The organism is Alteromonas sp. KUL150, from assembly GCF_009811475.1.
Classification (GTDB): domain Bacteria; phylum Pseudomonadota; class Gammaproteobacteria; order Enterobacterales; family Alteromonadaceae; genus Alteromonas; species Alteromonas gracilis.
Genome location: NZ_BLIJ01000060.1, coordinates 49,740 through 76,435 on the forward strand (window position 1 = coordinate 49,740; position 26,696 = coordinate 76,435).

General features: G+C 44.8%; 22 protein-coding genes. 6 read left to right on the top strand and 16 right to left on the bottom strand.

The window, feature by feature from the left end; genetic code table 11:
• Positions 1-163 precede the first annotated feature (163 nt).
• The 6 genes from GVO62_RS14030 to GVO62_RS14055 all read right to left on the bottom strand — a co-directional run bounded on the left by GVO62_RS14030 (position 164) and on the right by GVO62_RS14055 (position 7,410).
• Positions 164-1,252, bottom strand: coding sequence for an efflux RND transporter periplasmic adaptor subunit (locus tag GVO62_RS14030; protein ID WP_159119752.1), 1,089 nt, complete (start codon positions 1,250-1,252; stop codon positions 164-166).
• A 13-nt stretch (positions 1,253-1,265) separates the two neighbouring features.
• On the bottom strand, positions 1,266-4,451 hold the full coding sequence (locus GVO62_RS14035) for an efflux RND transporter permease subunit (RefSeq protein WP_159119753.1): 3,186 nt from the start codon (positions 4,449-4,451) through the stop codon (positions 1,266-1,268).
• A 459-nt stretch (positions 4,452-4,910) separates the two neighbouring features.
• Positions 4,911-5,363 (bottom strand): 50S ribosomal protein L9, encoded by a 453-nt coding sequence (rplI, locus tag GVO62_RS14040; RefSeq protein WP_012519953.1) that lies wholly within the window; start codon positions 5,361-5,363, stop codon positions 4,911-4,913.
• Positions 5,364-5,389: 26 nt separating this feature from the next.
• Positions 5,390-5,617, bottom strand: coding sequence for a 30S ribosomal protein S18 (gene rpsR / locus GVO62_RS14045; RefSeq protein ID WP_012519954.1), 228 nt, complete (start codon positions 5,615-5,617; stop codon positions 5,390-5,392).
• Between the two features lie 11 nt (positions 5,618-5,628).
• Positions 5,629-6,030, bottom strand: a complete 402-nt coding sequence (gene rpsF / locus GVO62_RS14050) for a 30S ribosomal protein S6 (protein WP_014951120.1) — start codon at positions 6,028-6,030, stop codon at positions 5,629-5,631.
• A 144-nt stretch (positions 6,031-6,174) separates the two neighbouring features.
• Positions 6,175-7,410: a GAF domain-containing sensor histidine kinase gene (locus GVO62_RS14055; protein ID WP_159119754.1), complete on the bottom strand. Its 1,236-nt coding sequence runs from the start codon at positions 7,408-7,410 to the stop codon at positions 6,175-6,177.
• A gap of 269 nt (positions 7,411-7,679) precedes the next feature.
• Between GVO62_RS14055 and GVO62_RS14060 the strand changes: the two genes are divergently transcribed.
• The 3 genes from GVO62_RS14060 to GVO62_RS14070 all read left to right on the top strand — a co-directional run bounded on the left by GVO62_RS14060 (position 7,680) and on the right by GVO62_RS14070 (position 10,270).
• Entirely contained in the window at positions 7,680-7,967 is a 288-nt protein-coding gene (locus GVO62_RS14060) for a YebG family protein (RefSeq protein ID WP_159119755.1), read from the top strand.
• Between the two features lie 183 nt (positions 7,968-8,150).
• Positions 8,151-8,933, top strand: a complete 783-nt coding sequence (locus GVO62_RS14065) for an ABC transporter ATP-binding protein (RefSeq protein ID WP_236547160.1) — start codon at positions 8,151-8,153, stop codon at positions 8,931-8,933.
• Positions 8,933-10,270, top strand: coding sequence for an ABC transporter permease (locus tag GVO62_RS14070; RefSeq protein ID WP_159119757.1), 1,338 nt, complete (start codon positions 8,933-8,935; stop codon positions 10,268-10,270). The genes GVO62_RS14065 and GVO62_RS14070 overlap by 1 nt, the downstream gene beginning before the upstream one ends.
• A 23-nt stretch (positions 10,271-10,293) precedes the next feature.
• On the opposite strand, the gene GVO62_RS14075 is transcribed toward GVO62_RS14070, so the two are convergent.
• The 9 genes from GVO62_RS14075 to GVO62_RS14115 form a co-directional block, all read right to left on the bottom strand.
• Positions 10,294-11,877 (bottom strand): methyl-accepting chemotaxis protein, encoded by a 1,584-nt coding sequence (locus tag GVO62_RS14075; protein ID WP_159119758.1) that lies wholly within the window; start codon positions 11,875-11,877, stop codon positions 10,294-10,296.
• Between the two features lie 152 nt (positions 11,878-12,029).
• Entirely contained in the window at positions 12,030-13,535 is a 1,506-nt protein-coding gene (locus tag GVO62_RS14080) for a sensor histidine kinase (RefSeq protein WP_159119759.1), read from the bottom strand.
• Between the two features lie 73 nt (positions 13,536-13,608).
• The gene (locus tag GVO62_RS14085; RefSeq protein ID WP_159119760.1) at positions 13,609-14,691 is read right to left on the bottom strand and encodes a methyl-accepting chemotaxis protein; all 1,083 of its coding nucleotides are present in this window, start codon (positions 14,689-14,691) and stop codon (positions 13,609-13,611) included.
• Between the two features lie 147 nt (positions 14,692-14,838).
• Positions 14,839-15,129, bottom strand: coding sequence for a hypothetical protein (locus GVO62_RS14090; protein ID WP_236547171.1), 291 nt, complete (start codon positions 15,127-15,129; stop codon positions 14,839-14,841).
• Between the two features lie 169 nt (positions 15,130-15,298).
• Positions 15,299-16,597 (bottom strand): sulfite oxidase, encoded by a 1,299-nt coding sequence (locus tag GVO62_RS14095; RefSeq protein WP_201282661.1) that lies wholly within the window; start codon positions 16,595-16,597, stop codon positions 15,299-15,301.
• A 67-nt stretch (positions 16,598-16,664) separates the two neighbouring features.
• Positions 16,665-17,669, bottom strand: coding sequence for a YeiH family protein (locus GVO62_RS14100; RefSeq protein ID WP_159119761.1), 1,005 nt, complete (start codon positions 17,667-17,669; stop codon positions 16,665-16,667).
• A 4-nt stretch (positions 17,670-17,673) separates the two neighbouring features.
• Positions 17,674-18,681 carry a TauD/TfdA family dioxygenase gene (locus GVO62_RS14105; RefSeq protein ID WP_159119762.1) on the bottom strand — a complete coding sequence of 336 codons (1,008 nt, stop codon included), beginning with the start codon at positions 18,679-18,681 and terminating at the stop codon, positions 17,674-17,676.
• Positions 18,682-18,690: 9 nt separating this feature from the next.
• Complete coding sequence (locus GVO62_RS14110; RefSeq protein WP_159119763.1) at positions 18,691-19,644, bottom strand: aldo/keto reductase; 954 nt, start codon at positions 19,642-19,644, stop codon at positions 18,691-18,693.
• Between the two features lie 370 nt (positions 19,645-20,014).
• A complete protein-coding gene (locus GVO62_RS14115; RefSeq protein WP_105932620.1) occupies positions 20,015-20,764 on the bottom strand; it encodes a GntR family transcriptional regulator in 750 nt (249 codons plus the stop codon).
• Positions 20,765-20,862: 98 nt separating this feature from the next.
• Between GVO62_RS14115 and GVO62_RS14120 the strand changes: the two genes are divergently transcribed.
• From GVO62_RS14120 to GVO62_RS14130, 3 genes are all read left to right on the top strand, one after another.
• The gene (locus GVO62_RS14120; RefSeq protein ID WP_159119764.1) at positions 20,863-21,615 is read left to right on the top strand and encodes a sulfite exporter TauE/SafE family protein; all 753 of its coding nucleotides are present in this window, start codon (positions 20,863-20,865) and stop codon (positions 21,613-21,615) included.
• 171 nt (positions 21,616-21,786) lie between these two features.
• Positions 21,787-23,853: a glycoside hydrolase family 31 protein gene (locus tag GVO62_RS14125; protein WP_159119765.1), complete on the top strand. Its 2,067-nt coding sequence runs from the start codon at positions 21,787-21,789 to the stop codon at positions 23,851-23,853.
• Between the two features lie 16 nt (positions 23,854-23,869).
• Positions 23,870-25,597, top strand: coding sequence for a solute:sodium symporter family transporter (locus GVO62_RS14130; RefSeq protein ID WP_159119766.1), 1,728 nt, complete (start codon positions 23,870-23,872; stop codon positions 25,595-25,597).
• Here the strand turns inward: GVO62_RS14130 and GVO62_RS14135 are convergent.
• Positions 25,594-26,544 carry a cation diffusion facilitator family transporter gene (locus tag GVO62_RS14135; RefSeq protein WP_159119767.1) on the bottom strand — a complete coding sequence of 317 codons (951 nt, stop codon included), beginning with the start codon at positions 26,542-26,544 and terminating at the stop codon, positions 25,594-25,596. The genes GVO62_RS14130 and GVO62_RS14135 overlap by 4 nt on opposite strands.
• Between the last annotated feature and the right edge of the window lie 152 nt (positions 26,545-26,696).

Genomic DNA, 26,696 nt, shown 5'->3' on the forward strand with positions numbered 1-26,696 from the left:
AGGTGGCGATATACTGCTTCACTTGCTCTGGTCCCTTAATGTCTCGCTCGCTAACGATAAACTAGATTGGCCTACAGTCTAATCAGTAGTATGTAATTCACCACCTTTTATTTGTAACAAGTTAACAGTCTCTTTATCGGTAGAGAGCTGGCTTGCTTCCTTTTTATCTTTTCGCCGTCAAAGACTCACGCTCATTGTTGTAACGTACTTTCTGGCCTGCACGCAGGCGTTCAGCTCCTCTCACCACAACCGAGCGCTTCGGGTTCACATTGCCAAACACTTCAATTCTATCACCCATGCCCACCCCGGTTGTCACCTTAACCTGCTCCGCTTCATTATTTTCATTGAGCTGATAGATAAAGGTGCCCGACTTTCTTAGTACCAGTGCATCGCGGGGTATGGTGACACCATCATGAGTATCGCTGCTAGGCAACGCCACGCGCACTGCACTGCCTATAGGAAAGTCACCGGGGTTGATGGCAATTCGTAACTCCATCATGCGCGATGTACTGTTGCCTACCGGTACAATGGCACGAATAGATTCTTCTACTTGGTTCACGTTATTGTGAACGCTTACGCTCATGCCGTTAGCAATATAGGGTAATACGTTGAGCGGTGCGCGCACCTGAACTTCAACGCTATCAGGGTTTACCACGCGAAGTAGGGTTTGCCCTACCCCAGTGTATTCGCCCGGCGACTGCAGCCTTTCAACCACCAACGCCGTAAAGGGAGCACGAATACTGCTTTGTGCTATCTGATATTCGGTGAATTCTAAATCCAATTTGGCTTGCGCTAACTCCTGCTTAGCATTCTCTAAGTCAGCTTCCACTTCCTCTAACTCACCTCTGGACGTGTTTTGACTGGCCTGAAGGTTTTTGTACCTCGCGAGACGTTTGGTAAACAGTTCAACCTGCGACTGCCATCTGGCAATATTTGAGGCATTTTGATTGCGGGTAATGCTTAAGCGAGTATCGTCGACTTTAACTAAAGGCTCCCCCGCTTTTACCACATCACCTACATCTGCCATCCAAGTGATGCGACCATCTACCTCAGAAGCAAGGTTTGCATCGATAACGCTAAGTACCGTTCCAGGAACCCAGGTTAGTTGTGAAATCGCTTGCTCTCTGGCTTCATCTATTTGAACCAGCACCGGCGGTGGTTGATTGCTATCCTGTGCTTGTGCGCTCAACGATACACTGCTTGCAAATAAGGTAAACAAACTAAGGGCGAGAGTAGAAGTCATTGCTTTCATGGTTGTCTTTTCCTTACACATGATCGTTGTATTTATTTTGTTTTACGGTGGATGAGGTAGTCGGCGAAGCGCCAGTGCTCTCTATGCGCTCGGCCAGGGGTTTGAGTATATTTACAGATGACGTTGAAGCCGTCATACGCAGCAAGGTAGGCAGTAATAGCAAGGTGAATATAGTACTCACCGTCATTCCCCCCACAATTACAGCCGCAAGACCTCGATAAATAACGCTGCCTGCACCTGGTAGCAACAGCAGGGGCAGCATGCCAAAGATTGAAGTCAGCGTGCTCATAAAGATAGGCCGTAAACGTAGTTTGATGGCTTGTTCTACCGCGTCATCACGGGTCAGCCCTTCTTGCTCTCCTAGGCGAGTCTGATGCACGAGTAAAATGGCATTGTTTACTACAAGCCCTAGCAAAATAATGAAGCCAATCATGGTTAACAGGTCCATGGGCTGTAAGGTAAAGATGTTCATGATACGAATAGCAATCACCCCGCCCACCGTGGCTAGCGGAATAGAAAGTACTACCAGAACGCTGTCTTTTAACGACTTAAACAAACCCGCCATTAACAGCAGTAGCAACACCATGGCAAAAAGAAAGTTATCAGCCATCGAGGCAATAGCCCCTTTTAAGCTATCCGCGCTACCACCATAATGAATAGCGCCATCGGTAGGCATCATGGCCATAATGGCGGGCTCAACCTCAGAGGTAATCACTTTCATGGCTTCTTCTAAACTCATACCCTCTGGCGGATTTACGTTTAGCGTAAGGGTTCTTCGACCATCAATGCGCTGAATACGGCTTGGTCCTACGGCTCTTTCAATACCTACCAGTTCGCCTAATTGCACCACCTCGCCTGATGGCGTCATGACTGGCGTACTGTTCAAGTCTTCGGGTGTAAACCAGGGCGCTGAGCGGAAGATAATATTCATGCGTTTGGTGCCATCGAAGTACTCCCCCACATACATACCATCACCCATGGCACGTACTAGGTTCCCCATACTGCCGCGATTTAACCCGACTTCCATCATTCGGCTGTCATTGGGGTAAAAGCGAAGCTCTGGTTCAGCTTGCTCTAGTGGAGGATTCGAACGCGCATTAGCGTTAGGGAAAACTTCTCTCAATTTGTCTAAACCTGCTTGCGCAGCAATGCCGAGCATGGCTTGATCAGTACCTTGAAGATGTATGTCAATTGACCGACCGTTTCCAAAGCCGCCGAACAAATTGCCTTGTTGTGAAAAGGTTTGTGTATCCGGCAAATCCTTTAAAATTTCATCGCGAACAATGGCTTCTAACTCTTTAACCTTAGACTGCTCTTTAGCGCGCACACCCAAACTCCCGCCATTTGGCCATGTGATAATGTAGTAGTTTTTCAACGCTGGCTGCTTTTCTCCGTCCATATAGGGCTGCAATCGCTCAACGATAATTGGCATCACTTCTTCACTAATAAAGTTTTCACTGGCACCTGCAGGCAAACTTAAGAAGGCGTCAACGGCATCGCGTTTTACGGGTGGCAAATAGTCCATGGAAGGCATAAGCAGAACACTACCTGTAATAGGCACGCCCATAAGCGTTATTACTAATACGAGGCGGCGAAGCGGCGTACTTGATAGCGACATAATAGCGCGGGTTATTTTTGCCCATACCCGCTGTAAGCTATCAGCTGGCATATTGCCATTAAGGTATCTAGCGGCAACAACAGGCAATACCGTTACCGCAACCACTAGCGACATACACACTGCAATGGCAATGGTAAGAGCGAGGTCAGCAAACAATTGCCCTTCAACATCTTCCAAAAACATGACGGGAATAAAAATAGCAACGGTGGTGGCTGTTGACGCCATGAGGGCACCAAACACTTCTTTCGTTCCCCGATGGGCACAATCCTCCATGTGCGTTTGTGAATTTGGGTCTTTATTTTCGATTTCGGCTTCGGCGCTCTTGCGCGTTCTTACAATGTTTTCCAGCACGACAATAGCGGCATCTAGCACCATACCTACCGCGAAGGCGAGTCCTGCCAGTGAAATGATGTTGAGCGAACGATCGGTAAGTTGAAGCACCACAAAAGTGCTAAGTAGTGAGATAGGAATGGCCAATGCCACAATGAGCGTAGCCCGCAGCTGGCGCATAAAGAGCCAAAGCACGGCAATGGCAAGCAGCACGCCTATAAACAAATTACTGGTAACTAACTGCACCGCTCTATAGATGAATACTGAGGCATCGAAGCTTTGCGCCATTACTAACTGTTCAGGAGCCAAGTCCTGTTCGTTTATTTGTGCAACTTTTTCTTTTACGGCTTCTAAGGTAGCTAGAACATTGGCGTTGTTTTGTCTGTCTACGCGAATAGATATGGCCGGATTGCCGTTTTGCACACTGTAGTTTGCACCGTCAGCGCGGGTGATTTTAATTTCGGCAATGTCATTTAAAGTGATAGGGCTGCCATCTCGCCATTCAAGAATCATTTCACCCATTTGCGTAGGCTCGTAACGACCGTCAAAACGCAGGGTATAGCGTCTTCTACCCACATCGACAAAGCCGCCTGAAATATCATTCGCACGACCCAACTCGTTGGCGACTGCCGTTAGGTCAATGCCTAACTGCGCCGCTTTAAATGGGTCGAAAACAATTTGAAACTCTTCAACACCGCCAACCCCGCTTTCCATACGCGCCCTTGCAACACCCGGGATAGATTCAAGCTGAGGTTTAATGACATCGGTAAAAAAGGTGACATAGGTATTAATTTCGTTTGGATTGCCCGGAAGGCGCTGAAGAAAAAAGTAGGTCAAAGCGGGCGCGTCTCCTCCACTTCCAGCAAGCATAATATTAGGGGAGAGGGCATCGCGAGGTAGTGGCGGTACGCGGTTCATGCGGCTAATCACTTCAATGAGCGTTTTCTGCATGTCCGTATCTAAACCAAACTCTAGATTAATCCACGCATTGCCTTGGTTTGCCCATGCGCTCATCGACTCAAGGCCAGGGATCCCTTGCAGCACTTCCTCTTGAGGCTCAATGATCTCCGACTCAATTTCTTGGGGAGACGCTGCGCGCCACGAGGTCTGGATGTTAATATTCGGTCTTTCAATGTCAGGAAACAGCTGTACAGGTAAATTAAACAGGCTATATAGCCCTAAAAATACCAGCAGTGTTATTCCTATACCTACCCCGGTCGCGTTTTTTATTGCTTGCTTAGTGATGTCCATAATATGGCACTTATGCTTTTTATTGTGTGGTTTACTATAGGTCGCAGTAGTGACAGAAAAAGTTTAAAGCCATGACACTAAGAATTTCAGCGATTATTAACATTTTGTTTAAATACCATTTAAAAAACGTTATTTATCGCAGATGAGTGGACCTCAAAAATACGCTGTTTGTCGGCGCTGGACATATTTGCTTACACCCATCGTTAATTAGGCGCCGCGACGTGGAGTGAGGGTAGGGATATTTTAAACTCGCCCTTCGGGAAGGTCTGGCAAGCTTCGCTCTGGGAATTTAAAAAGCAACGGCCATTCCTGCATTCCCACGCTTTGCTAGGAAACTTGCCAGCGCCTTCTGGGTGAGCAATCATCTATGCGGATTGGTATTGATCTTTAAGTATCGAACAAAAATTTAGAGCAAAAAAAAGCCGCTCTAGGAGCGGCTCTTTTCGAATACGTCAGCGATTACGCTTCAGCAATGATGATCACTTTAATTGAAGTGATAACGTCAGAGTGAAGTTGTAAGTCGATGTCATACTCACCAGTCTCGCGAAGAGTACCAGTAGGTAGTTTAACTTCTGCTTTTTGTACTTCAACGCCAGCTGCAGTGATTGCATCAGCGATGTCACGAGTACCAACAGAGCCAAATAGTTTACCTTCGTCACCAGCAGGTGCTGCGATTGTAACTTCAGCAAGCTCAGCAACTTTTTCAGCGCGTGCGTTAGCAGCAGCTAGTTGCTCAGCAATTTTCGCTTCAAGTTCAGCACGACGTGCTTCGAACTTTTCAACGTTGTCTTTAGTTGCAGGAACCGCTTTACCCTGTGGGAAAAGGAAGTTACGAGCGTAACCAGACTTAACAGTCACTTGGTCGCCCAGGCCGCCAAGGTTGGCGATTTTATCTAGTAGGATGATATTCATCTTAGCTAACCCTTATATTCGCCAAATTACTTGTGTGAATCAGTGTACGGAAGCAACGCAAGAAAACGTGCGCGCTTGATCGCAGAAGACAGCTGACGCTGATATTTTGCGCTTGTACCAGTAATACGGCTAGGGACAATTTTACCGCTCTCAGTGATGTAGTTCTTAAGAGTAGCGATATCTTTGTAATCAATCTCAGTCACACCTTCTGCAGTGAAACGGCAGAACTTACGACGTCTGAAAAAACGAGCCATGGGTGATCTCCTTAAGCGTTGTCTTCAGTGGTTTCAGTTTTCTTTTCCGCGCGGTCTTGGCGAGGAGCAGAATCGTCACGACGCTCACGACGAGGCTCTTCTTTCATCATTGGAGAAGGCTCAGTCACAGCAGTCTTAGTGCGCATAACCATGTTACGTAGGATCACGTCGTTGAAACGGAAAGCATTTTCCAATTCGTCAACAGCTTCTGCAGATGCTTCAGCATTGATTAGTACGTAGTGGGCTTTGTGCAGCTTTTCAATTGGGTAAGCCAGTTGACGACGGCCCCAATCTTCTAAACGATGAATCTGACCACCGTCTTGCTTAAGAATTGTAGTATAACGCTCGATCATACCAGGTACTTGTTCACTCTGATCAGGGTGAACCATAAATACGATTTCGTAATGACGCATTATAGCTCCTTACGGTTGTAGCCTCGACAGTACAGCCGACTGTATGGAGACAAGGAACGAATTGGGATGGCTGTAAGGGCGCGCATTATACGCATACTTACATCGTTGCACAAGCATTAATCAACAGACCCAGCGTATTTACGGTTAGTAAGACACGTCTTTACGAACGTTTGATAAAGGCTGGCTCAATGGGAAGGTAAAAGTAAATTCCGTGTTTTTAGAATCTGAGGAGACTTTTATTGCTCCTTCGTGAGCGCTCGCAATTTCAGAAGCAATAAAAAGCCCTAGCCCCAACCCTTCTTTTTTCTCGCTCTCTTCTCTGCGCCAAAAAGGCTGGAAAAGCCTAGACTTAGATTCATCTGAAATTGCTGATCCGCTATTAGTTACACTTAATAGAAACTCAGTGTTATTGGTAATAACTTTAACGTAAATAGGGTGGGTCTGATCACCATGGACTAACGCGTTTTTCAACAAATTGGAAAGTAACTGGCAAATTCGTTTCTCATCACACACTAAGCCATATGCGATATCAATATGAATATTTATCTTCGCTTGCGGGTTTGCTGTAGCCAGTTCCTCTATTGTGTAATGCAGCTGCTTTGACAGGTCATGTGAAATATCGAGTTCAACCGGCAACCCCTTACCTACCCGACTATGAGTAAAGTCCATTGCATCTTCTATCAAGCGCGTCATTCTTTGCACGCTATTTTTCATTCGTGAAACAGCTTTAAATACTGGGACTTGTATTGTGCTAGCTATTTCACTGTCTTTTATAACATCGTCTAAAAAGTTAATACCAATTTGAATTGAAGACAAAGGCGTACGAATATCATGACCTAATATAGCGATGTACTGCTCTTGCAGACGCGTCATCTTTTTCGCATCGTCAAGTTGAGCATAGGTTTGCTCGATATGGTCACTCAACAGTATTTGATTTGAGATAAGTTTCGCAAACGCACTTATTTGGCCATGAACTTTTTCGTTGCGAAGCTCTCTTGGCTCAGGATCTAGACCGCACAAGGTACCGAAGAACTCGCCATTTGCATCAAAGATAGGATAAGAGAAGTAACTTTCGAATCCGTACATTATAGGTATTGGATTGTCGCGGTATTCTTTGTCAGCAGATGCGTGATTTATCACGATTTCTTTTTTACTCGCGCGCACCGTACGACAAAATGTTGTGTCTATTTCTAAGTGATCGCCCGGCATTAGCCCAAAATCTGCTTTATCTAAGACAGCGCACATGGTCCATGCTTGCTCGGTTACCCTGGCGACACAAATAAAACGAAGCCGCAAGCTACTTGCCAATATTTGCATGATGTGTGGGATGGCATCTATTGACACTATCGCCTGAATATCTCTTTGAATTTCCGTGCTCATATCAGTCGCCTTATTAATTCCTTTAATGGGATAAAACAAAGTCGTGTCCGTCTATCCTGTTTGAGCCTTTGAGCCAATGGCACTAATAAATGCCATACTGATTGAACCAACGAAGGTAGTCTTGTAATCAAAAAAATTAATCTATTTTGACTAAAGTATAATACTTGAGTCTATCAACATTATTAAGCAAAATATTTTACCAGTTACTGTTTATTTATACAGTAACATGCTGTACAGTTTTTACGTCTTAAATAAATAGGGGACCTACCATGGCCATTACCACACAGTATGTTGTTACGCACAAAGGGGTAGAAAAATTGGTAACTACCGACAAAAAAGAAGCCGATCAGTACGATAAAATGCTTGATGCAGCAGACAACTTAGCAAGCTATATTTACGCTAAAGGCATTAAACTAGAAGACAGCGTCGTAGAAGAGTTGACAATTATGCTGTCGAAAAACAAAGATAAAATTAGCAAGATATTCAAAGGCGCCACAGCTGAAAGCGTACTTGAAGACGAGAGCGCAGAAGTGGTAAAGCTTCAGGCTAACGGCTAGTAAATTTAAGCTTTCCGATTTACTACGTCTTTAATACAAGCGAATAATAAAAGCTAATACCGCTTATGATGATGTTATTTGATAACATTACCATAAAGCGGTAACTTATTTACGGCTGCGATGAACTGCTGCTTCATCTCTGCTTATTCTAATTTTTTGACGTGTAGACGGGTCGAGCGAAACGTGGATTTAAGTGAACAAAAGCAAAGAGTTCAACACAGAGAAGTTGAGTTTACTACCGCTATTGAAGTAACTAACTTACAGTTCGCGTATTCTAAAAAGAGTAAACCCATACTCGATATCAAGAAATGGCAGATCTCGAAAGGAGAGCATATATTTCTCTCTGGCCCTTCCGGTAGTGGTAAAAGTACCCTGCTAAACCTGCTATGCGGCACGCTAACACCATCAAAGGGTAAAATTTCGTTATTAGAGCAGCCATTCTCTTCGTTATCTAACCGACAAAGAGACACATTTCGAGCGCGCAATATTGGCGTAGTATTTCAGCAGTTCAATCTCATTCCTTATCTTTCTGTTGCGCAAAACATTAACGCTGCGGTCTATTTTGCTAATGAAGGGAGCGTCAAAAATACTAAAGAGGTTACAGCTGCAACTTATCAACTGCTGAACCGGCTTCAGTTATCAGATAGTTTGCTACACGCCAAAGCCGATGCTCTCAGCATTGGTCAACAACAGCGTGTAGCAATAGCCCGTGCGCTTATTAACGACCCACAATTACTGATTATCGATGAGCCAACATCAGCATTAGACACTGACGCAAGGGACAGCTTTATGTCGTTGCTAAAAGACGTTGCGGCCGACAGTACTATGATATTTGTAAGTCATGACGAGGCAATGAAAAGTTATTTCGAGCATCATTGTAGTATCTCTCAACTAAATGGCTCTCTCGGCAACTCTGCCTCGTCTTCAAGTACAGATATTACTAATTCTTCGCAGGAGTGCGTCTGATGCTCAGCACCATCGCAATAGAAAGTTTAAAGCGTAGGAAAGCAACTGCGATACTTACGATTTTGAGTATAACTATCAGCATTAGTTTGTTGCTTTGCGTAGATATTGTGCGCAATCAGGTAAAAACGAGTTTTACCCGCACCGTTTCCGGCGTTGACCTTATTGTGGGTGCACCAAGTGGGCAGCTCAATTTGCTATTGTCTTCTGTATTTAACATTGGTACTCCAACAAAAGGCATTGACTATAAAAGCGTTGCATCGCTTAAGACGAATAACCAAGTTTCTTGGTTAATCCCACTTTCATTGGGCGATACACATCAAGGATTTAGAGTTGTTGGCACAACTAACAGCTTTTTTGAGCATTTTAAGTATGGTGATATGCAGCATTTGGCCTTATCTGAAGGAGGTGTATTCAACCAGCCTTTATCTGCTGTTATCGGATCTGATATTGCGTCAAAATTAGGTTACGGCGTTGGCGATGAGATGGTCATTTCTCATGGCTTGGGTAATGTTTCATTTAATAACCACGACAAACATCCATTTATCGTTTCTGGAGTTTTAGAAAAAACAGGCACACCTGTAGATAAAGCCGTATATGTCACGCTGCAAGGCTTGGAAGAAGCACACTCAGGTTCGCAGCCGGTAACTGCCTCTCTAGTGAGGAATCCGGCCGACAATCATATCAAGACTTCTGATGAGCATGAGCATGAGCATGAGCATGAGCATGAGCATGAGCATGAGCATGATGAGCTTACTCAAGTTAATTACGATAGCGACGCTTTTACGCCACAGTCGGTATCTGTCGTAATGTTAGGGCTTAAAAGCCGTATCACTGCGCTACAACTTCAATACCAAATCAATCAAAGTAAAAAAGAGCCGCTAATGGCTATTTTACCAGGCATGGCGCTGGCCGAACTGTGGCAAATAATGGGGAATATTGAAGCCTTACTGTTAGGTTTATCTGGGTTGATTGTCATTTGCGCCTTAATAGGTCTTGCCACTATGCTTTTGGCAACAATGCGCGAGCGCTATCAAGAAATAGCGATTTTAAGAACCATTGGTGCAGGACCCTTTACGTTGCTTTTACTTGTTCAAATTGAAGCTATGTTGCTTACGGTGATAAGTGCTGTTTTAAGTATTGGATTAGTGGGAGCGTTAATGAATGTACTCAAGCCGTGGCTTAGCGGCACCTATGGGCTATTTTTAAGTAGCCCATTGTTCGGTAAAAGCAGTGCCATCATCATTTTGTTAATATTAAGCTGTACCTACCTCGTGTCTCTTTTCCCCGCTATTGCTGCTTACAAACGCGGGTTACATGCAGGTTTAAGTCAGCATTGATAATGCTTATCGTGACAACGGTTTTATTCTCCTACTCTGCGATTTGAACTAAACCGAATAATAAGCTCGTTCACTTGCGTCACCGTTTTACGTAAGTCGTCACTTGCAACTAGTGACGCCTCTGATGAGCGCTGGGTCTCTGCCGCACCGTCAGCTACCTCAACCAGCTGTTGATTGATGTGTTCTGCTACAGTACTTTGCTCTTCCACAGCAGAAGACATTTCAACTGTGGCGTCGGCAATACCTTTAACGGCGGTGTTTATTTCAAATAGTGCGCCCCGTGTTTCTTCTACAATAGCGCTTCCGTTTTCGGCAGACGCAAGCCCTTCATTAGAAACCCTCACCGCACGCTCTGAACGCTCAGCCAACTCACTAATAATATTATGAATTTTATCTGTCGACTCGCGGGTCTTTGAGGCTAATGTGCGCACTTCGTCAGCAACGACAGCAAAACCTCGTCCTTGCTCGCCTGCTCTTGCCGCTTCAATTGCAGCATTGAGCGCAAGCAAGTTAGTCTGCTCAGCTATTGTAGAAATTATATTTGCCGCTTCGCCGATATCAGTCGTTGATTGCGCCAGCTCTGTAACTGTTTTTGAAATAGACTGAACCGCTTCACGCAATTCGACAATCGCTTGCATCGCCTGCTCTGCTTTTTTATTGCCTGTAGCCACATTTTCTGCGGCAGACTGGGCGCTTTTAGCATTGCTTTCTACACGCTCCGCGACTTCTTGAATAGCCTGACTCATTTGCGTAACAGCAGAGGCAATTTGTTGTGTAGCTTGATTCTGCTGTACAACCGCTGCGCTGGTCCCTTCCGCTTGCTCGTGAGTTGTTTTGGCGATTCTGTCTAAGCTCGCCGACGCATCCTTAATTCGTGTAAGCGCAGTGCGATTGCGGGCAAGCTCACACCCGAGAGCAAGTTTAACCTTGGCAATATGCGTGGGGTCGGAAAAGTAAGTTTGCGCCACCGTTTCATCGGTATAGCTTTCTGGGCTAAGTGAGAGTATTGCACTCCATTCTTTCTTGTTTTGTAGCTGTTGAACAGTTATTAGTGCTAGCGCTCCGACCAACGCTATCGCCCCTGCCCCTAAGCCATGGGTAACACCAAGTACAGCAATTATAAGCGCACCAATAGCCAAAGACGGAAGTAACTGCTTAAACATATCCGCAAAGCGAGAGACAGGTGATACCGCAGACTTTCCTTGTTGTAACCTGCCATAAATATCGGAAGCTTGCTGAATCTCTTCATTTAATGCTGGCACTCTAACAGACTCATACCCAACTATAGCTTGCCCTTGATAAACAGGCGTAACAAACGCTGACACCCAGTAATGATCACCGTTTTTTCGTCGGTTTTTAACCAGCCCTAGCCAACTTTGCCCAGACTCCAAAGTCCGCCACATTTCCTTAAACACCGCTGAAGGCATGTCAGGATGTCTTATGATGTTATGGTTTTTGCCAATTAGTTCATCTCTGTTGAAGCCACTTGCTTCTATAAATTCATCGTTACAATGCTGTATAACGCCACGCTTATCCGTGGAAGAAATAAGGCGGTGGTGAGTAGGGAACTTATATTCTTTTTGTGTAATTGGCTGGTTATTTCTCATCTATTACTGTCTCCAATTCGCAAAGCGTGGGTCCGTTTTATTGGAAGCAATGCTTTCTCATAAGACTAGATCATAAAACGCTTCTGTCTAGTGCGGAAAGTAAATTAGAAAAAAATTTATTTTACCAACAACTTAGAGTAAGACATTAAACTTTAGATGAAAGGCAAAACGACCGTGACTTTTGTACCTTTGCCCTCTTCACTAACGATATCTATCTTGCCATTATGCTCTTCGATAATGGTCATTGAAATTGACATTCCCAACCCGGTTCCCTCGCCCACAGGTTTAGTCGTAAAAAAGGGCGTAAATATTTTGTCCTGAACCTCTTGCGACATGCCCTCGCCTTCATCATCGATGATAAGGAACAAATTGTATTCACTCTTTTCTATTCGTAATTCTATTTTATTATCTTGCGGCGTGGCGTGAATAGCATTTGTTAAAAGGTTAACCAGCACTTGTTGTATTTGACCTGAATTTCCATTGAAGTAAACATCTTCTTCTGGCGCGTCGAACACAACATTATTACGATATTTATGCAGGTTATTAGTTAGCTTGATAGCCGTGTTCATTGCTTCGATGGCACTAATTTCAGAATACTTACCACCACTAGGATAGGAAAAGCTGCGCAGAGCTTTGACTATGTCTATTATTCGCTCTATTCCTTCTTGAGATTCATCAAACATTTCGGTGATTTCTGAGGCGCTTTCACGTAAAGCAAATCGTTTCTCAAGCTGTAAGAACTTTTCTTCTACTTCACCACCCGCAACTTTACATAGGCCGCCAATTTCGTCTAGCGCACGTTGATATTCGTTAAAAATATCTTTAGCCACTACAGTGTTACTGCGCACATAGCCAATGGGGTTGTTAATTTCATGAGCAATACCGGCAGCAAGTTGACCAAGCATCGCCATTTTATCTGCACTAACAAGCCTTTCTTCTAAAAAATCGCGGTCTTTTTTAATGCGACTTAATTCGTTTTGCCTAATACTCAGCTCACTCTTTTTATTTTGATATCGAGAGGTGATATTTAAATAGTGCTTTGTTGTGTCTAACACATACAGTGTCTCTTCTTCGAGATGATCATCCTTGGTGAGTAGTACCAACCACGTATATTGGCCTTCTGACATTTCATGCATAAAATGTAGCAAGCGAGCTTCTTGATTTGTATCTGGCCGCGTTACGACACTCACACACCAATGAGAATAGCTTTCCCTTAAATCTAGTGGCGTCTCTTTTAACATTAATTCCGCTAAAGCATGAGACGTTATCCAACCTTGTCCATCTACCAAAACACGGTCGTCATCGCCTAGGCATAATCTTCCATTTTTAACCGAGAAAGCTTTACCACAATATGCACCGCTAAATTCTACCGCAGACTCTAGGGCTGAAATTATGAGACTTTTCGAAGATTTTGCCTGAGTAAGTTCGGACGCGGTATGATTAAGATAAAGCAGTTCACGTTCCCGCTTCTTTGAGTCGTTAAGGGCTTTTCTTAACGCTTGGTTCGCGAGATACGCATCTTGGGAGTAGGTTTCGAGGAATGACTCGGCGTTTTTTCGCGCCGATTTCTGGCGTTTTAACTGACGCTCTAGGGAATTAACGCGGGCTTCTAACGCTAAAATGCGCTCTTGTTCAGTGGATTTTGATGATTCACTCAATGAGAAGCCCAACGCTGTGTTTGCTAACGAAGAATTTTTGTTGACCTATCAAACTGATACCAGTTTGAATAGGCTAACCAAGTAGCCTATCAAGTAGCGTCATTACCCTTTCGCTTGCTTGTTCCATTTCTAAAAGCTTAGCATCTGATTCATCATCATTGCCATTTTGTTTAGCTTGAATAGCAGCTACGCCGCTGCTATGCACTTTTGCATGTGGTGCATCAATCTCTCTAAAAGCAGCAGTCTGCCCAATAGGTTTACTCGCATTTTCACGATACCATTGCCCTAATCGACAGCTTACGTGGTCGCTAAATTCAGAAAGCGATTTGGTGCTATATCCACACAAGACTGAATAGACATCAGCTTTCCATACTACGTGGTCTAACTTAACAGTTTGTATAAATGTAGCCATGGCACCTTCGCTGATAGTAGATTTCATACTATCGCAGTGCTGTACCATGATTTCATAACTGCCATTGAGTTGATTGATGCCTTTCTCTAACTGTTCGTTGTTACCGCGAAGCTGATTCACACCAGAAACAGCTTTAGATGTCGACTGGATGATACCGTTGACCAGCTCAGATACTTCCGTAGCTGATTTGTTTGTCTCAGTCGCTAGTGCGCGAACCTCATCGGCCACTACGCTAAAGCCTCTTCCTGCATCTCCCGCTCGCGCAGCCTCAATCGCCGCATTAAGTGCAAGGAGGTTAGTTTGATCGGAAATGCTTGTAATGGTGGTGACGAACTTGTTGATGTTGTCAGCAGTAGTAGATAAGCCAGAAATACGCTCGCTCATACTCCCCATCTGTACATTAAGACCGCTCATATCTGAAACAATTTTATTCAGTGTAGAAGCTGATTCGCTGAATAAATCATTGATATTCACAATAGATTGGCTTTCTGCATTGATTCGTTCATAAGAACTTAGAACGGTCTCTCTCACACCCTCTAATTGTCTTAGCGCATCTATCAAGCATCTTACTACGGTAGAGTCAGCGACCGATGAGCTTTGATTACTCGCAGTTTCTATTGTATTAATTAGCTGGCTGTTTTCAGCTTCGAGTCGCTCAATTTTATCTAACGCATCTTGAACTCTTGCCTCTAACGCCCGCACTTGAGATTCTTTTTCTTCGTATTTACTGCGAGATACAAACATTTTTTGATTACCAGTGTATTTATGAAATTAATTTTACATTAACAGATTTTCAGGCAGTTTACCTATTAGCCTGAAGTAGCGTTGTTATCTAAATATCGGTATAAAATTGAGAAGCTTAAGAAAAAACTCGTCTAAATTCTTTCTAGTTCATTGTTTAGGTAATAAGTGAGGTGAAAGCTGAGGGCGCCTTGCACTTTTTTTTGGTCCGTACCAGGTTGATAAATAATCCAGAATGACAGGTTCAGCTTCTCCTAGAGCCCACAACTTTTGTGTCTCCTGCATCCATCGGATAGTGCCCAGCCAGCGCTCTCGACTCATTGCATTTTGTGTAATAAGAGAAGGAGAGTGGCATGCGCTACAATGGGCGAGTACTAGATTAAAGCCTTCTGCTTTCACCAAACCAGATTGGGCGTCTATTTCAGGTTTGGCAACAGTCATAGACGTCCCCTTGATTACCTGTCCTTTTTCGCCCGCCCTCGCATAGCTAGTATGAAGTGCGGCAAAAGATAAAATAAAGCCAATAAAAACAAGTAAGCCAGAGATGTACGGTTGTCTTTTGAGATTATTCACGCAGCACTCGCCCTTTCAAAAACTGGGATCATTACTTTCACACAACGCGAATAGCAATTCGATGACAGGCATTATTTAAGTAACCTTTGGGGTTCCAGCCAGGCAACACCATAGGCTGTGCTTTTCCATGTTCGTCTTGTGCTTTCGCCCACACCTCATAATAGCCTTGTTGAGGAAAATTGACCTGTGCACGAAATTGCTGCCACGCATGCCTGTTTGCTGGCGCACTCAAATGAGCCAGCTGCCATGTTTGCCCAAAATCAATAGAGGTAAACACCTTGGCTATTTTGCCCTCGCCACTCCAGGCATGACCGCGAACGTCCAGCTTCTTTGCCAGAGGGTGGTCGCTGCCAGACTTAGGGAACGTAATTAGCGACTTAACCGGCATGGCTTCAATAATACACATGTCCTCGTCGGCGACTTTAGCGCCAGGCGCAACAGGTTTACATGGAACCCGATAGGCCTTTCCTAGCATTTTCGCACCGTCGTGAATGCGATCCCGAATAACTATTTTCTTAAGCCATTTTCCTGACGTTGATGCAGGCCAGCCGCCAAATACAAGTCGAAGCGGATAGCCGTTCATTAAGGGAAGCGGTTCATCATTCATAGCCCATGCAATTAACGACTCATCTTCCATCGCTTTATCAATAGGTACACCCCGCGAAATAGCCGCCTTTCCCGGCGTTCGACTCAAGTGCTGATCGTCGCCATAATAGCCAATGTAAACCGCGTCATCCTTTACTCCCACTGATTCTAGTACGTCTTTGAGCCTTACCCCAGTCCATCTTGGACAGCCTACCGCCCCCGTTGTCCACTGATTACCTGTGGCTGCCGGAGAGAACTCGGCACGCCCGTTGCCGCCACACTCTAGCGTTAGCTGATAGGTATAGTGCTTAAATTGAGCTTTAAGCTCTTCAAGGGTAAAGGTCTTCGACCGTTCTGCAGACTCTCCTTCGATGGTGAGAGTCCAGGCGCTCGCGTCTGGCTTTTGCGGGGGAATACCGTTATTTCTCACGAAAAAACGCGAGGCGGGTGTCACCGCATCATCTAACAAGTGTGCGGGGGTTTCTGCGTTTAGTGGTCTGTCGTTGAGTATGGTTAAGCCGTCTTTGCCTTCTATAGAAAATGGTGTTTCGGACTGGGCAAATGCAGCAGGAATAAGACCTGCCGGCATAAATTGGCCATAAACGACTTCAGCGCCAAGCAACAAAGACAGGGACTTCAGGCCTTTAATAAAACCGCGCCGAGTCAGCGTGTTGCTAGTTTGCTGAAAAACCTGTTCGTCGGCTTTTACAGGGTCTTTAGCATAAAGTTCGTGAAGACCGTGTTTTTTCACTTAGACCACCTTATCGATACAAACGCATTATGTGCAGAACGTGCAGCTGTAAAATGATGAACTGCCTTTAAATGGCGTAAAGAAAACCAAGAATAAGCAGCGCAATCCATAGGGTTTCAACGACTATCATGACAATGGGGAGCACACCCACTTCGGCAAGCTTGCCCAGGTTTGATTTCATGCCGATAGCAGTAATGGAAACCACCAGAAAGAAACGAGAAACCTGCGTGCCTGCTTCAATCACAAATTCAGGTAACGTTACAAAACTATTGAGCAGCATTAACGCAATAAACCCGATGAGAAACAGCGGCATTTTAGGTACTTCACCGCCCTCTGCTTGGGTATTGGTTTTATAGAAACGCTTGATGACAAGCATCATGATCAATACCACCGGCATGAGCATGGCAACGCGAACCAATTTGGTCAGTGTCGCCATATCACCAGCGCTTTCTGACACTGAGTAACCTGCACCTACTACCTGTGCTACATCGTGAATTGTGCCGCCGAGAAAGATGCCAGCTTCGGTATCTGTCATACCTAACTGCCCCGCAATTAGCGGGTAAAGCACCATGGCGATAGTAGACATAGCCGTTACGCCGATAACGGTAAGTAACGTATCTCGCTCGTGGTTTTCACCTTTCGGAAGAATAGTAGAGATCGCAAGGGCTGCAGAGGCACCGCAAATAGCAACGGAGCCGCCGGTAAGCGCTCCGAAACGCTTTTGAAGTCCTAAAATTTTTGCCAGTCCCACACCCAATACAATAGTGGTGAATATGGCGCCAGCGAGCATGAGTGCTGTTTGCCAACCTAATACCGCTAAATCACCTAGGGCTATTCTTAAGCCAAGCAAAACGACACCCGCGCGAAGCAGCGTACTTGCAGTAAAGTCGATACCGCAAGCGCATGACGTATCGTTTTGATAAAGAAACGATACCGCCATGCCTAACAATAATGCGAACAACATAGCAGGGGCATTGTAGTGCTCACTTAAAAACAGCGCCGCCATGCCTGTTATGGTAGCAATACCCAGCCCAGGCCAAATGTTTTTACACTTTTTTGCTATGTCATTCATGCCATCATCGCTCTGACGCAACCAAGGCCACAAGTACTACACGCTTGCGGTCACCAGAGTAAGGACGACGTCCGTGCATTGCGCGATAATTATCAACAATTGCTACGTCACCGTCTTGCCACTCTAAGTCAAACGTAAAGTCTTCTGATAGCGCAGCTACACGTTCTAACCCCTCTTTTGGGATAGCGCTACCGTCGCCGAACGTTATTGCTGAGGATGGGTTCTCGCGAACGCCTTTCCAGCCCATATAGGCTGCGATAAGTTGGTTATAAAACACTTCAGAGCCGTCATCTAACTCGATGACCGCAGGCAGTACGGGAGTGATAGCTTTTAAGCTGCCATTTTCCAACCATTCCCAGCTATAACCTAATTCTTTAAGTTTAGCCTCGCCTTCTTCCACCGTCTCAACGCTCAGCGTACTCTTCCAACTGCGCCCTTGACCAGAATTGGCATCATTTGCTGCTGGCATTGTGGTCGTGTACTTCAGCCCCTTCTCTTTGAAATCGTTTGCTAGTGCTGGGTTTTCAGCTTTCAACGCTTCAAATAATTTATCTGAGCGACACAGAGGCGTTGCTCCTCCTTCGTCCGCTGCGGTTTTACAGAAGAAAAAAAGCTTACTGGGAGAAATAGGCGTTTGCGCCATTTCGTGATGAAGAAAAATTTCTACATCTTTAGGGGCTTCGTTTGCGGTAAACACCCGTTCGGTATAATTGATACGCACCGCGTTAGACAGCGACTCTTGGTAAGTAAAGTTAGGATAGCCGAAGCCTGCTGAAAAAACGTCAAAGGTCTCTGCTGAATCAAGAGGAAAACCTCTGAAAAGCAGCGCACCAGATTTAGCAAGCTTTGCTTCAAGTTCTGCTTGATTAGCTTTAACAAAGGCAACGGTTTCCTCTACGGTGGAACAGTTTTCATTGTTCACGACTATTTCAGGGAATACGCCGCCGTTATAGTTGTGTTGTGTAGGTACGCTTGCGTACGCTACTGCAGAGCTGTTATTGACGTTTTTCATAGTTAACTCCTAGTCGTAAATGGGGTGAAAACGATTAAAGGCAGCTTCACAGAAGTGACCCGGATCGTTAAATCGACGGTTCATGTTTAACGCAGAAATTGCCTGCATTTCACTGTCGCTTAGTGAGAAATCGAAAAGCGCCAAGTTTTCTTTCATACGTTCCACTTTTGACGTTTTCGGAATAATGGCGTTACCGCGCTGAATACCCCAACGCAATACAATTTGCGCTGGGGTTTTACCGTGGGCTTTTGCCGCAGCTTTTACCACGCTTTGCTCAAGCACTGATTCCGTCTGATCAGCCATTTCAAGCTCTAGGTATGAAAGCGCACCTAAAGGAGAGAACGCAGTGACGTTTAAACCATAGTCTTTCGCTAAGCGAATTAAACGTTCTTGAGTAAGATATGGGTGAGATTCAATTTGCAGCATGACCGGCTTGATACGCGCGTAACTCATTAGGTCGTTAAGCAAGCCTGTGTTGTAGTTGCACACACCGATTTGTTTAATTTTCCCCTTATCCGCTAGAGCCTCCATGGCTTCCCATGTTTTGTGAAGCGGTATAGGAGCAAGCTCCATTTTAGGTTCAGCTGCATCTGGTTCGTAGAACCATTCAGGCGGGTATCGTGTTTCGATTGGCACGAATTTTTGCGCGATAGGGAAATGGATTAGGTATAAATCTAGGTAGTCTAGCTGTAAATCAGATAGCGTTTTTTCAAGCGCCAGCTCAACATGTTCAGGGGCGTGAAAGGTATTCCACAGCTTTGATGTTACCCATAACTCTTCTCTGCTACATAAACCTTCATCAATAGCGCGCTTTATACCTTCGCCCACTTCTTTTTCATTACCATAGTCTGCTGCGCAATCTAAATGGCGATAGCCCGCTTTGATGGCTTGATAAGTTGTTTCGGCACAAATGGCAGTATCTACTTTCCAAAAGCCAAAACCTACCTCTGGTATCTTGTTCATTGTTTCATTCACCTTAGAATTTGTTGCATTAAGCTAATTTGTTTTACTTTATCAATATGCTCTTGTATAAATTCAGCTTTAAACTTTGGTCTTGTATAAGACATAAGTTATTACACAGATATTGTTATGTCAACAAACTGTTAACAAGCTAAATAAAAAGATTAGCGCTAGCATCAAGGTACCTGATGGATACCTGCCGTAAGCTTTTTAATTCAGGCCGTGGCTAACTTAGAGTAGTAGCAACCTAGGGTGCGGCTTTCTAGCGTGAAGAATGAGCGATAGAAGAAGCAAAACAGAAGATAATGTAAGCGAAAAGCGCAAAGTCACCGTCTAGATGACTCAGCCTGAAGGTTCCTTAGGGTGTATCAAATTAATCAAGTTCAACTTGATAATGATAATGGTCGGTTCTGCACTTACTTTCGCGATACTCAATTAACTTGCCGTCAATAGATTCAGTAACGCGGGTGACCAAAAGTAATGGTGTTCCTTTTTCAATACCCAAGCTTTTCGCATCACTTTTTGACGCAAGAACAGCCTTGATGCTGTCACGGGTTTTAAAAACAGTTTGGTTATAGTCAGTCTGATAAAAATGGTACAACGTGTGAGGAATGTCTTCACGTTTTTCGATATCAAGAAACATTTTGGAAGGCAGGAAAATAGTCTCTAGCATACAAAATTCGTTTTCTAGTATGCGCCTGCGTTTAAGCTTCACGGTTTTATCCTTCGCCGTTAAAGCAAGGGCCCCCTGTACCGTTTCATTGGGTTCTACCAGCTCTTTGCTTATTAGCTCTGCTTTAGGTAAGTCAGCACCCTTTCCGTCGGCTTGCAATGGAAAGAAACGAAATAATGCATCTTGAGCGGTATGTTCAGAAACGAATGTACCAACGCCTTGCCTGCGGGTTACAATTTTAGTGTCAGTAAGCAGTGTTAACGCTTTGCGAACCGTTCCCTGACTCACGTTGAATTCATCAGCAAGTTTGAACTCACTAGGCAGCATTTCACCGGGTTGCCATCGACGCTCAACTATAAGCTGCTTGATGTATTCAGCTACTTGTTGGTATAGAGGCTGAAAGGCAAGACTTGGACCGCTGAGTTTGTGATCGAATTGAGATGAAGACATGAACTCTAACCTAAATGCTTAATTTTTGTTTTTATATCATACACAAGAGTTATAGCGCATTTTTGATTTAAATCACATACATCATAGGAATAACGTAAATGCTTTTGGAAACAATGCTGCCCATGTTTGCGCTGCTAGGTCTTGCGACGCTCCTGCAAACCCTAAGCGGGTTTGGCTTTGGGTTAATGGTGGTATCTAGCTTTACCTTATTCGGTATCATGCCGCTTACCGCGACAACATTTATGGTGAGCTTTTTAAGCCTTTTTAATTCGGTTAGCTTAGTTGCCAAAAATCGTAACCAAATTAATTCGCGTGCATTTAAAATAATACTTATTAGCGGCATTCCTTTTATGGCGATTGGTTATGCGCTACTAGAATACTTATCGATAGGTATGGCTACGTGGTTAAACCTGTTACTGGGCTTCGCTATTTTAAGCTGCTGCGGCCTACTTTTAATAAAGAGAAAACAAGTACAACCATCAGGCCGCGCTTATGGTTTTTCTATTGCGGGCGCCTTAGGAGGGCTGCTCGGCGGCCTTTTCTCGACCTTTGGCCCTCCTGTGGTGTTTCAGTGTTATCGTCAAACATGGCCGATAAATGAAATACGCACTACATTGTTGGCCGTATTTAGCGTAACCGCATTGATACGTCTTGCCATAGTACCTTTCGGCACACTCCCCTCGATAGACGTTGTGATTTCTGCACTACTCGCAGTGCCAGTCATTCTTATATTTACACGAGTAGGCCGCGTGCTGGCTGCGCGAGTGTCAGCATCTTCAGTGAGATTACTGGCGTTAACCATGCTCGCGCTAAGTGGCTTTACGCTAATTGTGAAAAACATAAGCTTTTAAGCCCTTTTAACCCAAACTTCAGTGATAAGGAACAGAACTTAATAAGCTACAAACGCATCACAGCGAAGCCACCCCGAATCTAAATCTTCATAATTTACTAATTGCAGATTGACACCAAAGTTACATTTCATTAACTTATGTCTTATATAAGACATCAAGAGTAATGTAAAAATGAGTAACGCTTTTTGTGTAACTGAGCCAGATTGGAACGAGATTAAAGCCGCTGACATTACTGAGCAGCCCTTTTTGTCTGACGATAAAACACTTATCGTCCCTACGCAACACGGCGAGTTGAGCCTAAGTATCAGCCAGTTTGGTTTACGTATTCAAAGTGATGCCAACATAACTGATGACTTTGGAATGCTTACACAAGCACCCGATAGACAAACATTGGTACTTTCCGGTGACAAGTCTCACAGTACTCTGGCAGCAGGTGACTATCGATTAGAAATTTTTGCCGCTCCTCTTCATTTCAAACTATATAAAAATGACGTTTTAGTTCAGCAAAGCGCCACTGACGGCCACTTTGTGCGACAGCATCGCTTACCGCCGTTTGCTAAAACTGACAAGGGTTGGTTAGTAAGTTTAGAGCTAAGCTACGACGAAGCCGTTTATGGACTTGGCGAGAAATGGGGCAAGCTTGATAAACGCGGCCAACTTATTCGCTCGTACAATCATGATGCTTTGGGCGTAAACGCAGAGAAGTCATACAAAAATACGCCTTACGCATGGAGCCCACAAGGTTGGAACCTTTTTGTACACACGCCAGCTCCTGTTACTCATGGTGTGGGATATGCGCTCTGGTCACAGCGAGCGTATGTGTGCTTGGTTGAAGATGAAGTACTCGACATATTCTTGTTCCATCAAGACTCACCAGCTAAAAACCTTCAAACCTACAGCGAATTAACAGGCTTTGCGCCAACGCCGCCTACGTGGAGTTTGGGCGTCATTCTTTCTAAAGCATATTATAAAGATGCTGATGAACTACTCGCCGTTGCCCGAGAGGTGCGCGAAAAGAACATGCCTTGCGATGTAATAACACTCGATGGCCGCGCATGGCAAGACACTGATACCCGCTTTGCTTTTGAGTGGGACCCTAAGCGCTACGAAGATCCACAGCCGGTTATTGATGAGCTTAAAGCCCTAGGTTTCAAAATCTGCGTATGGGAATACCCCATGATTTCAGTGAAAAACCCACTCTATAAAAAAGCTGCAGAAAAAGGCTGGCTCATAAAAGATAAACGCACTGGCGAAGCGTATCGCTATGAATGGGATTTGAGTCCATTTGGTGAAGTGCTTACACCGCTACCAGACTCAGGTATTTTAGACTTTACCAATCCAGAAGCTTACGAGTTTTGGAAAACCTCGCATAAACCTCTTTTTGACCTTGGCGTAGACATGATCAAGGCCGACTTTGGCGAGCAGCTAGAAGACGACAATATGCTGTCTTATAGCGGTGATTCTGGCAATCGTCTGCACAACGTTTACAGTATGCTCTACAACCGCTGTGTCTATGAGGCGGCCGAGGCTTACTGCAAAACTGGCCCGTTCTTATTTAGCCGTTCAGCATGGACGGGAAGCCAGCGTTATCCTTCACAGTGGGGCGGCGATCCACAAGCTGATTGGCACGGGCTCGCAGCAAGTATCCGTGGCAGCTTGTCCTGGGGAATGTCAGGCGGACCTTTTTTCGCTACCGATATAGGCGGGTTTTACAAAGACACCCGAGATGCAGAGCTATATGTCAGATGGGCACAAGCGTCGGTATTTAGCGCTCACATGAGATTGCACGGTATTGGCCCTCGTGAACCCTGGTCTTACGGCGATGAAGCTTCAGATGCAGTGTTTGAAGCGCTGAAACTAAGATACAAGCTTATTCCATACCTTAAAGAAACCGCAGAAAAAGCATCTCTTACGGGCCTGCCGGTTCAGCGAGCTATGGCGTTAGCCTTTCCTGACCAGCCGCTTTCTCACAGTTTTGAACAACAATTTATGTGCGGTGATGATTTACTTGTCGTACCTTGTGTTGTGCCTGGCGGAAAAATTAAGTACTACTTGCCAAAAGGTGAATGGGTGCGTTTGGGTACCGATGAAGTCGTGCAAGGAGAACAATATAAGGAAGAGATACTTACACTTAATGATGTGGCGGTATTCATTCAAAAAGGCAGTCGCATTGTCATGGGCCCAGATGTTCAGCATACCGATATGGATATGTCGAACACGACACACTGGCCAGCGTAGCGAATAGGAGTAGTACATGGATATCACCCTTACCCTACTATCATGCATGGCATTTATGGCATTGGTTGCCGTTATTTCTTACATGAAAACTAAAGGGGAAGTAAACACGCAAGACGGTTACTTCCTTGCTGGAAGAGGGCTTACCGGCACTTTTATCGCCGGGTCCATGATCCTTACCAACCTCTCAGCTGAACAGCTTATTGGCTTAAACGGCTCTGCCTTCGGCTACAACCTTAGCGCAATGGCGTGGGAAGTCACTGCCGGCATCTCTACCATTATCATGGCGCTTGTTTTCTTACCCCGTTATTTAGCGGGCGCTTTCTCCACATTGCCTGAGTTTTTGCGCGACCGATTTGACGATAGCGTACGTAGGATGACGGTTGTTCTATTTATGGTGGGCTACTCATTAGTAACTATTCCGTCGGTACTTTACTCTGGCTCTATTGCCGTACTTCGGCTTTTTGATGTACCAGGCCTCTTTAACGTAAGTTATGAAGTAGGCTTAGTTATAACCATTGTGATTGTTGGCACCATAGGCGCGCTTTACGCTATTTTTGGTGGTTTAAAGGCAGTGGCCGTATCAGATACCATTAACGGTGTAGGTCTATTAATTGTGGGCTTGCTAGTCCCTATACTTGGTTTAATTGCTTTAGGTGACGGAAGCTTTAGTGACGGCCTTTCAACTATTGCGACAACGGAAACCGAAAAGCTCAATGCCATAGGCGGCGCTGACGATCCTGTCCCCTTCGGTACTATTTTTACCGGTATGATCTTAGCTAACCTGTTTTATTGGGGTACAAACCAATACGTGATTCAGCGTACCCTTGGGGCAAAGAACCTGGTTGAAGGCCAGAAAGGCGTATTGTTCTCAGGCTACTTTAAAGTGCTAGTGCCTTTTATGATGATGCTGCCAGGCGTAATCGCATACCACCTGTATCAAGACGAAAATCTTCAAACTATCGATTTAGCCTACCCCCACTTGGTGAAAGATGTGCTGCCACAGTATTTGTCGGGCTTCTTCCTAGCCGTATTGCTTGGGGCGGTATTTAGCTCTTTTAATTCACTGCTTAACAGTGCAGCCACCCTATTTTGTTTAGACGTTTATAAGCCCTTCAAGAAAGACAAAGTAAGTGACGAAAAGCTAATACGCGTCGCTAAAATCACCAGTATCGTTATCGCTGTGCTGTCTTTTATCACTGCGCCACTACTGATGTTTGCACCTGAGGGCTTATGGCAAATTATTCGCATATTCACTGGGTTCTACAATATTCCGGTAATCACCATTGTATTAGTTGGTTTGTTTACCAAGAAAGTACCTGCCCTAGCCGCAAAAGTAGCCATCATTTTTCACGTAATCGCCTATGGACTGCTCAAGTTCGTATGGGAAGTCGATATCAACTTCATTCATATTTATGCCATCTTATTCGCTATCGAACTGGCCATTATGTTAACGATAGGCAAGCTCTATCCAATGGCGACACCATGGCACTTTACGCCCAAAGCCGAAGTTAATATGACCCCGTGGCGCTATGCGATACCGTGCGCCATTGTGCTGGTTGGCCTTATCGCTACGCTCTATCTGATGTTCTCTCCTGTAGGCTTTGTGGGTGGTGTTAGCAGCGCCTTTATTCCGGCACTTATTGGATTATGGGTGACATGTTTTGTCGTAATTGGACTAAGCCTTAAATGGTGGCGTGTAAGATATGAGCGAGGTTTAGAGCGTCTAACCTCGCAGCCCGCTTAGAGTTCTTCGTGCTCATGATGATGAGAATGAGCATGTAAATGATCACTTTCATCACGGCAGGGTTCTCCCGGTAATTCAAACTCTATCGTGGTATGCGCAAGCCCAAAGGGCGATAAACGCGCGTGGACTTCTTGTTTGAGTAGTCGCAATTTTTCATTGTCTATTGCACAGTTAATTACCACATGTGCGGTAAGCACATGCTGCTCTCCATCAAGTGACCAAAAATGCACGTGGTGGATTTCTTCAACGTGCTGTATTGCCAACAACGCATTACTGATTGCATTCCTTGTTGCCAAGTCGGGCACTCCTTGCAAAAACAAAGACATGGTCTGCACAACGTATCTCACTACGTTTATTAATATGAAGAGCGTAAAACAAATAGACAATATTGGGTCGAGAATAGGCCACTTTACAAAGTGAAGGACAATGGCAACAACCAGTACTGCGACCCACCCCATTGCATCTTCAATTAGGTGCCAGTTCAGCACTTTTTCATTCATTGAATGACCGCCATGGAGCTTGTAGGCCGCGAATCCATTTACCAAAATACCCAATATAGCGAGCCCTATCATGCCCTCCGTCATAGGCATTTCTGGGTTGTATAAACGGGGGATGGCTTCAGACAATACCCATATTGATCCAATAACAAGGATCACACCATTTATCATCGCCCCCATGAGGCTCAAACGCTTAAAGCCGTAGGTGTATTTTTCGGTTGATGCCTTGTGACCAAGTTTACTTAAATACCACGCCAAGCCTATGGAAAGCGAATCACCTAAGTCGTGAACAGCATCAGCCATAATGGCGACACTATTAGTTAGCCATCCGCCAATAAATTCAATAATAGTAAAAATAAAATTGAGCCAGAATGCCCAGCCAATGCGCGCGGAGTCTTCGCGATGAGCCGATGGTTCACCATGATGATGACTGTGGTGGTGATGGTGCATGTAGGTGTCCGATGCTAAGTGTACCGAACTATACTATGCCAACCTACTTAAGCTTTTTCTTCTTTTTTCGATTTTGAGGCAATTAAAATAATGCGCTGGAGCAGGGTTAACAAACTGAGATATAGCGCGGCGCCTATTGCTCACCACGCTGG

Bases quoted from the DNA above. Each gene is read 5' to 3' on its own strand.
- GVO62_RS14030 (WP_159119752.1), bottom strand. From the start codon at position 1,252: ATGAAAGCAATGACTTCTACTCTCGCCCTTAGTTTGTTTACCTTATTT.
- GVO62_RS14035 (WP_159119753.1), bottom strand. From the start codon at position 4,451: ATGGACATCACTAAGCAAGCAATAAAAAACGCGACCGGGGTAGGTATA.
- rplI (WP_012519953.1), bottom strand. From the start codon at position 5,363: ATGAATATCATCCTACTAGATAAAATCGCCAACCTTGGCGGCCTGGGC.
- rpsR (WP_012519954.1), bottom strand. From the start codon at position 5,617: ATGGCTCGTTTTTTCAGACGTCGTAAGTTCTGCCGTTTCACTGCAGAA.
- rpsF (WP_014951120.1), bottom strand. From the start codon at position 6,030: ATGCGTCATTACGAAATCGTATTTATGGTTCACCCTGATCAGAGTGAA.
- GVO62_RS14055 (WP_159119754.1), bottom strand. From the start codon at position 7,410: ATGAGCACGGAAATTCAAAGAGATATTCAGGCGATAGTGTCAATAGAT.
- GVO62_RS14060 (WP_159119755.1), top strand. From the start codon at position 7,680: ATGGCCATTACCACACAGTATGTTGTTACGCACAAAGGGGTAGAAAAA.
- GVO62_RS14070 (WP_159119757.1), top strand. From the start codon at position 8,933: ATGCTCAGCACCATCGCAATAGAAAGTTTAAAGCGTAGGAAAGCAACT.
- GVO62_RS14075 (WP_159119758.1), bottom strand. From the start codon at position 11,877: ATGAGAAATAACCAGCCAATTACACAAAAAGAATATAAGTTCCCTACT.
- GVO62_RS14085 (WP_159119760.1), bottom strand. From the start codon at position 14,691: ATGTTTGTATCTCGCAGTAAATACGAAGAAAAAGAATCTCAAGTGCGG.
- GVO62_RS14090 (WP_236547171.1), bottom strand. From the start codon at position 15,129: ATGACTGTTGCCAAACCTGAAATAGACGCCCAATCTGGTTTGGTGAAA.
- GVO62_RS14100 (WP_159119761.1), bottom strand. From the start codon at position 17,669: ATGAATGACATAGCAAAAAAGTGTAAAAACATTTGGCCTGGGCTGGGT.
- GVO62_RS14105 (WP_159119762.1), bottom strand. From the start codon at position 18,681: ATGAAAAACGTCAATAACAGCTCTGCAGTAGCGTACGCAAGCGTACCT.
- GVO62_RS14110 (WP_159119763.1), bottom strand. From the start codon at position 19,644: ATGAACAAGATACCAGAGGTAGGTTTTGGCTTTTGGAAAGTAGATACT.
- GVO62_RS14115 (WP_105932620.1), bottom strand. From the start codon at position 20,764: ATGTCTTCATCTCAATTCGATCACAAACTCAGCGGTCCAAGTCTTGCC.
- GVO62_RS14120 (WP_159119764.1), top strand. From the start codon at position 20,863: ATGCTTTTGGAAACAATGCTGCCCATGTTTGCGCTGCTAGGTCTTGCG.
- GVO62_RS14125 (WP_159119765.1), top strand. From the start codon at position 21,787: ATGAGTAACGCTTTTTGTGTAACTGAGCCAGATTGGAACGAGATTAAA.
- GVO62_RS14130 (WP_159119766.1), top strand. From the start codon at position 23,870: ATGGATATCACCCTTACCCTACTATCATGCATGGCATTTATGGCATTG.
- GVO62_RS14135 (WP_159119767.1), bottom strand. From the start codon at position 26,544: ATGCACCATCACCACCACAGTCATCATCATGGTGAACCATCGGCTCAT.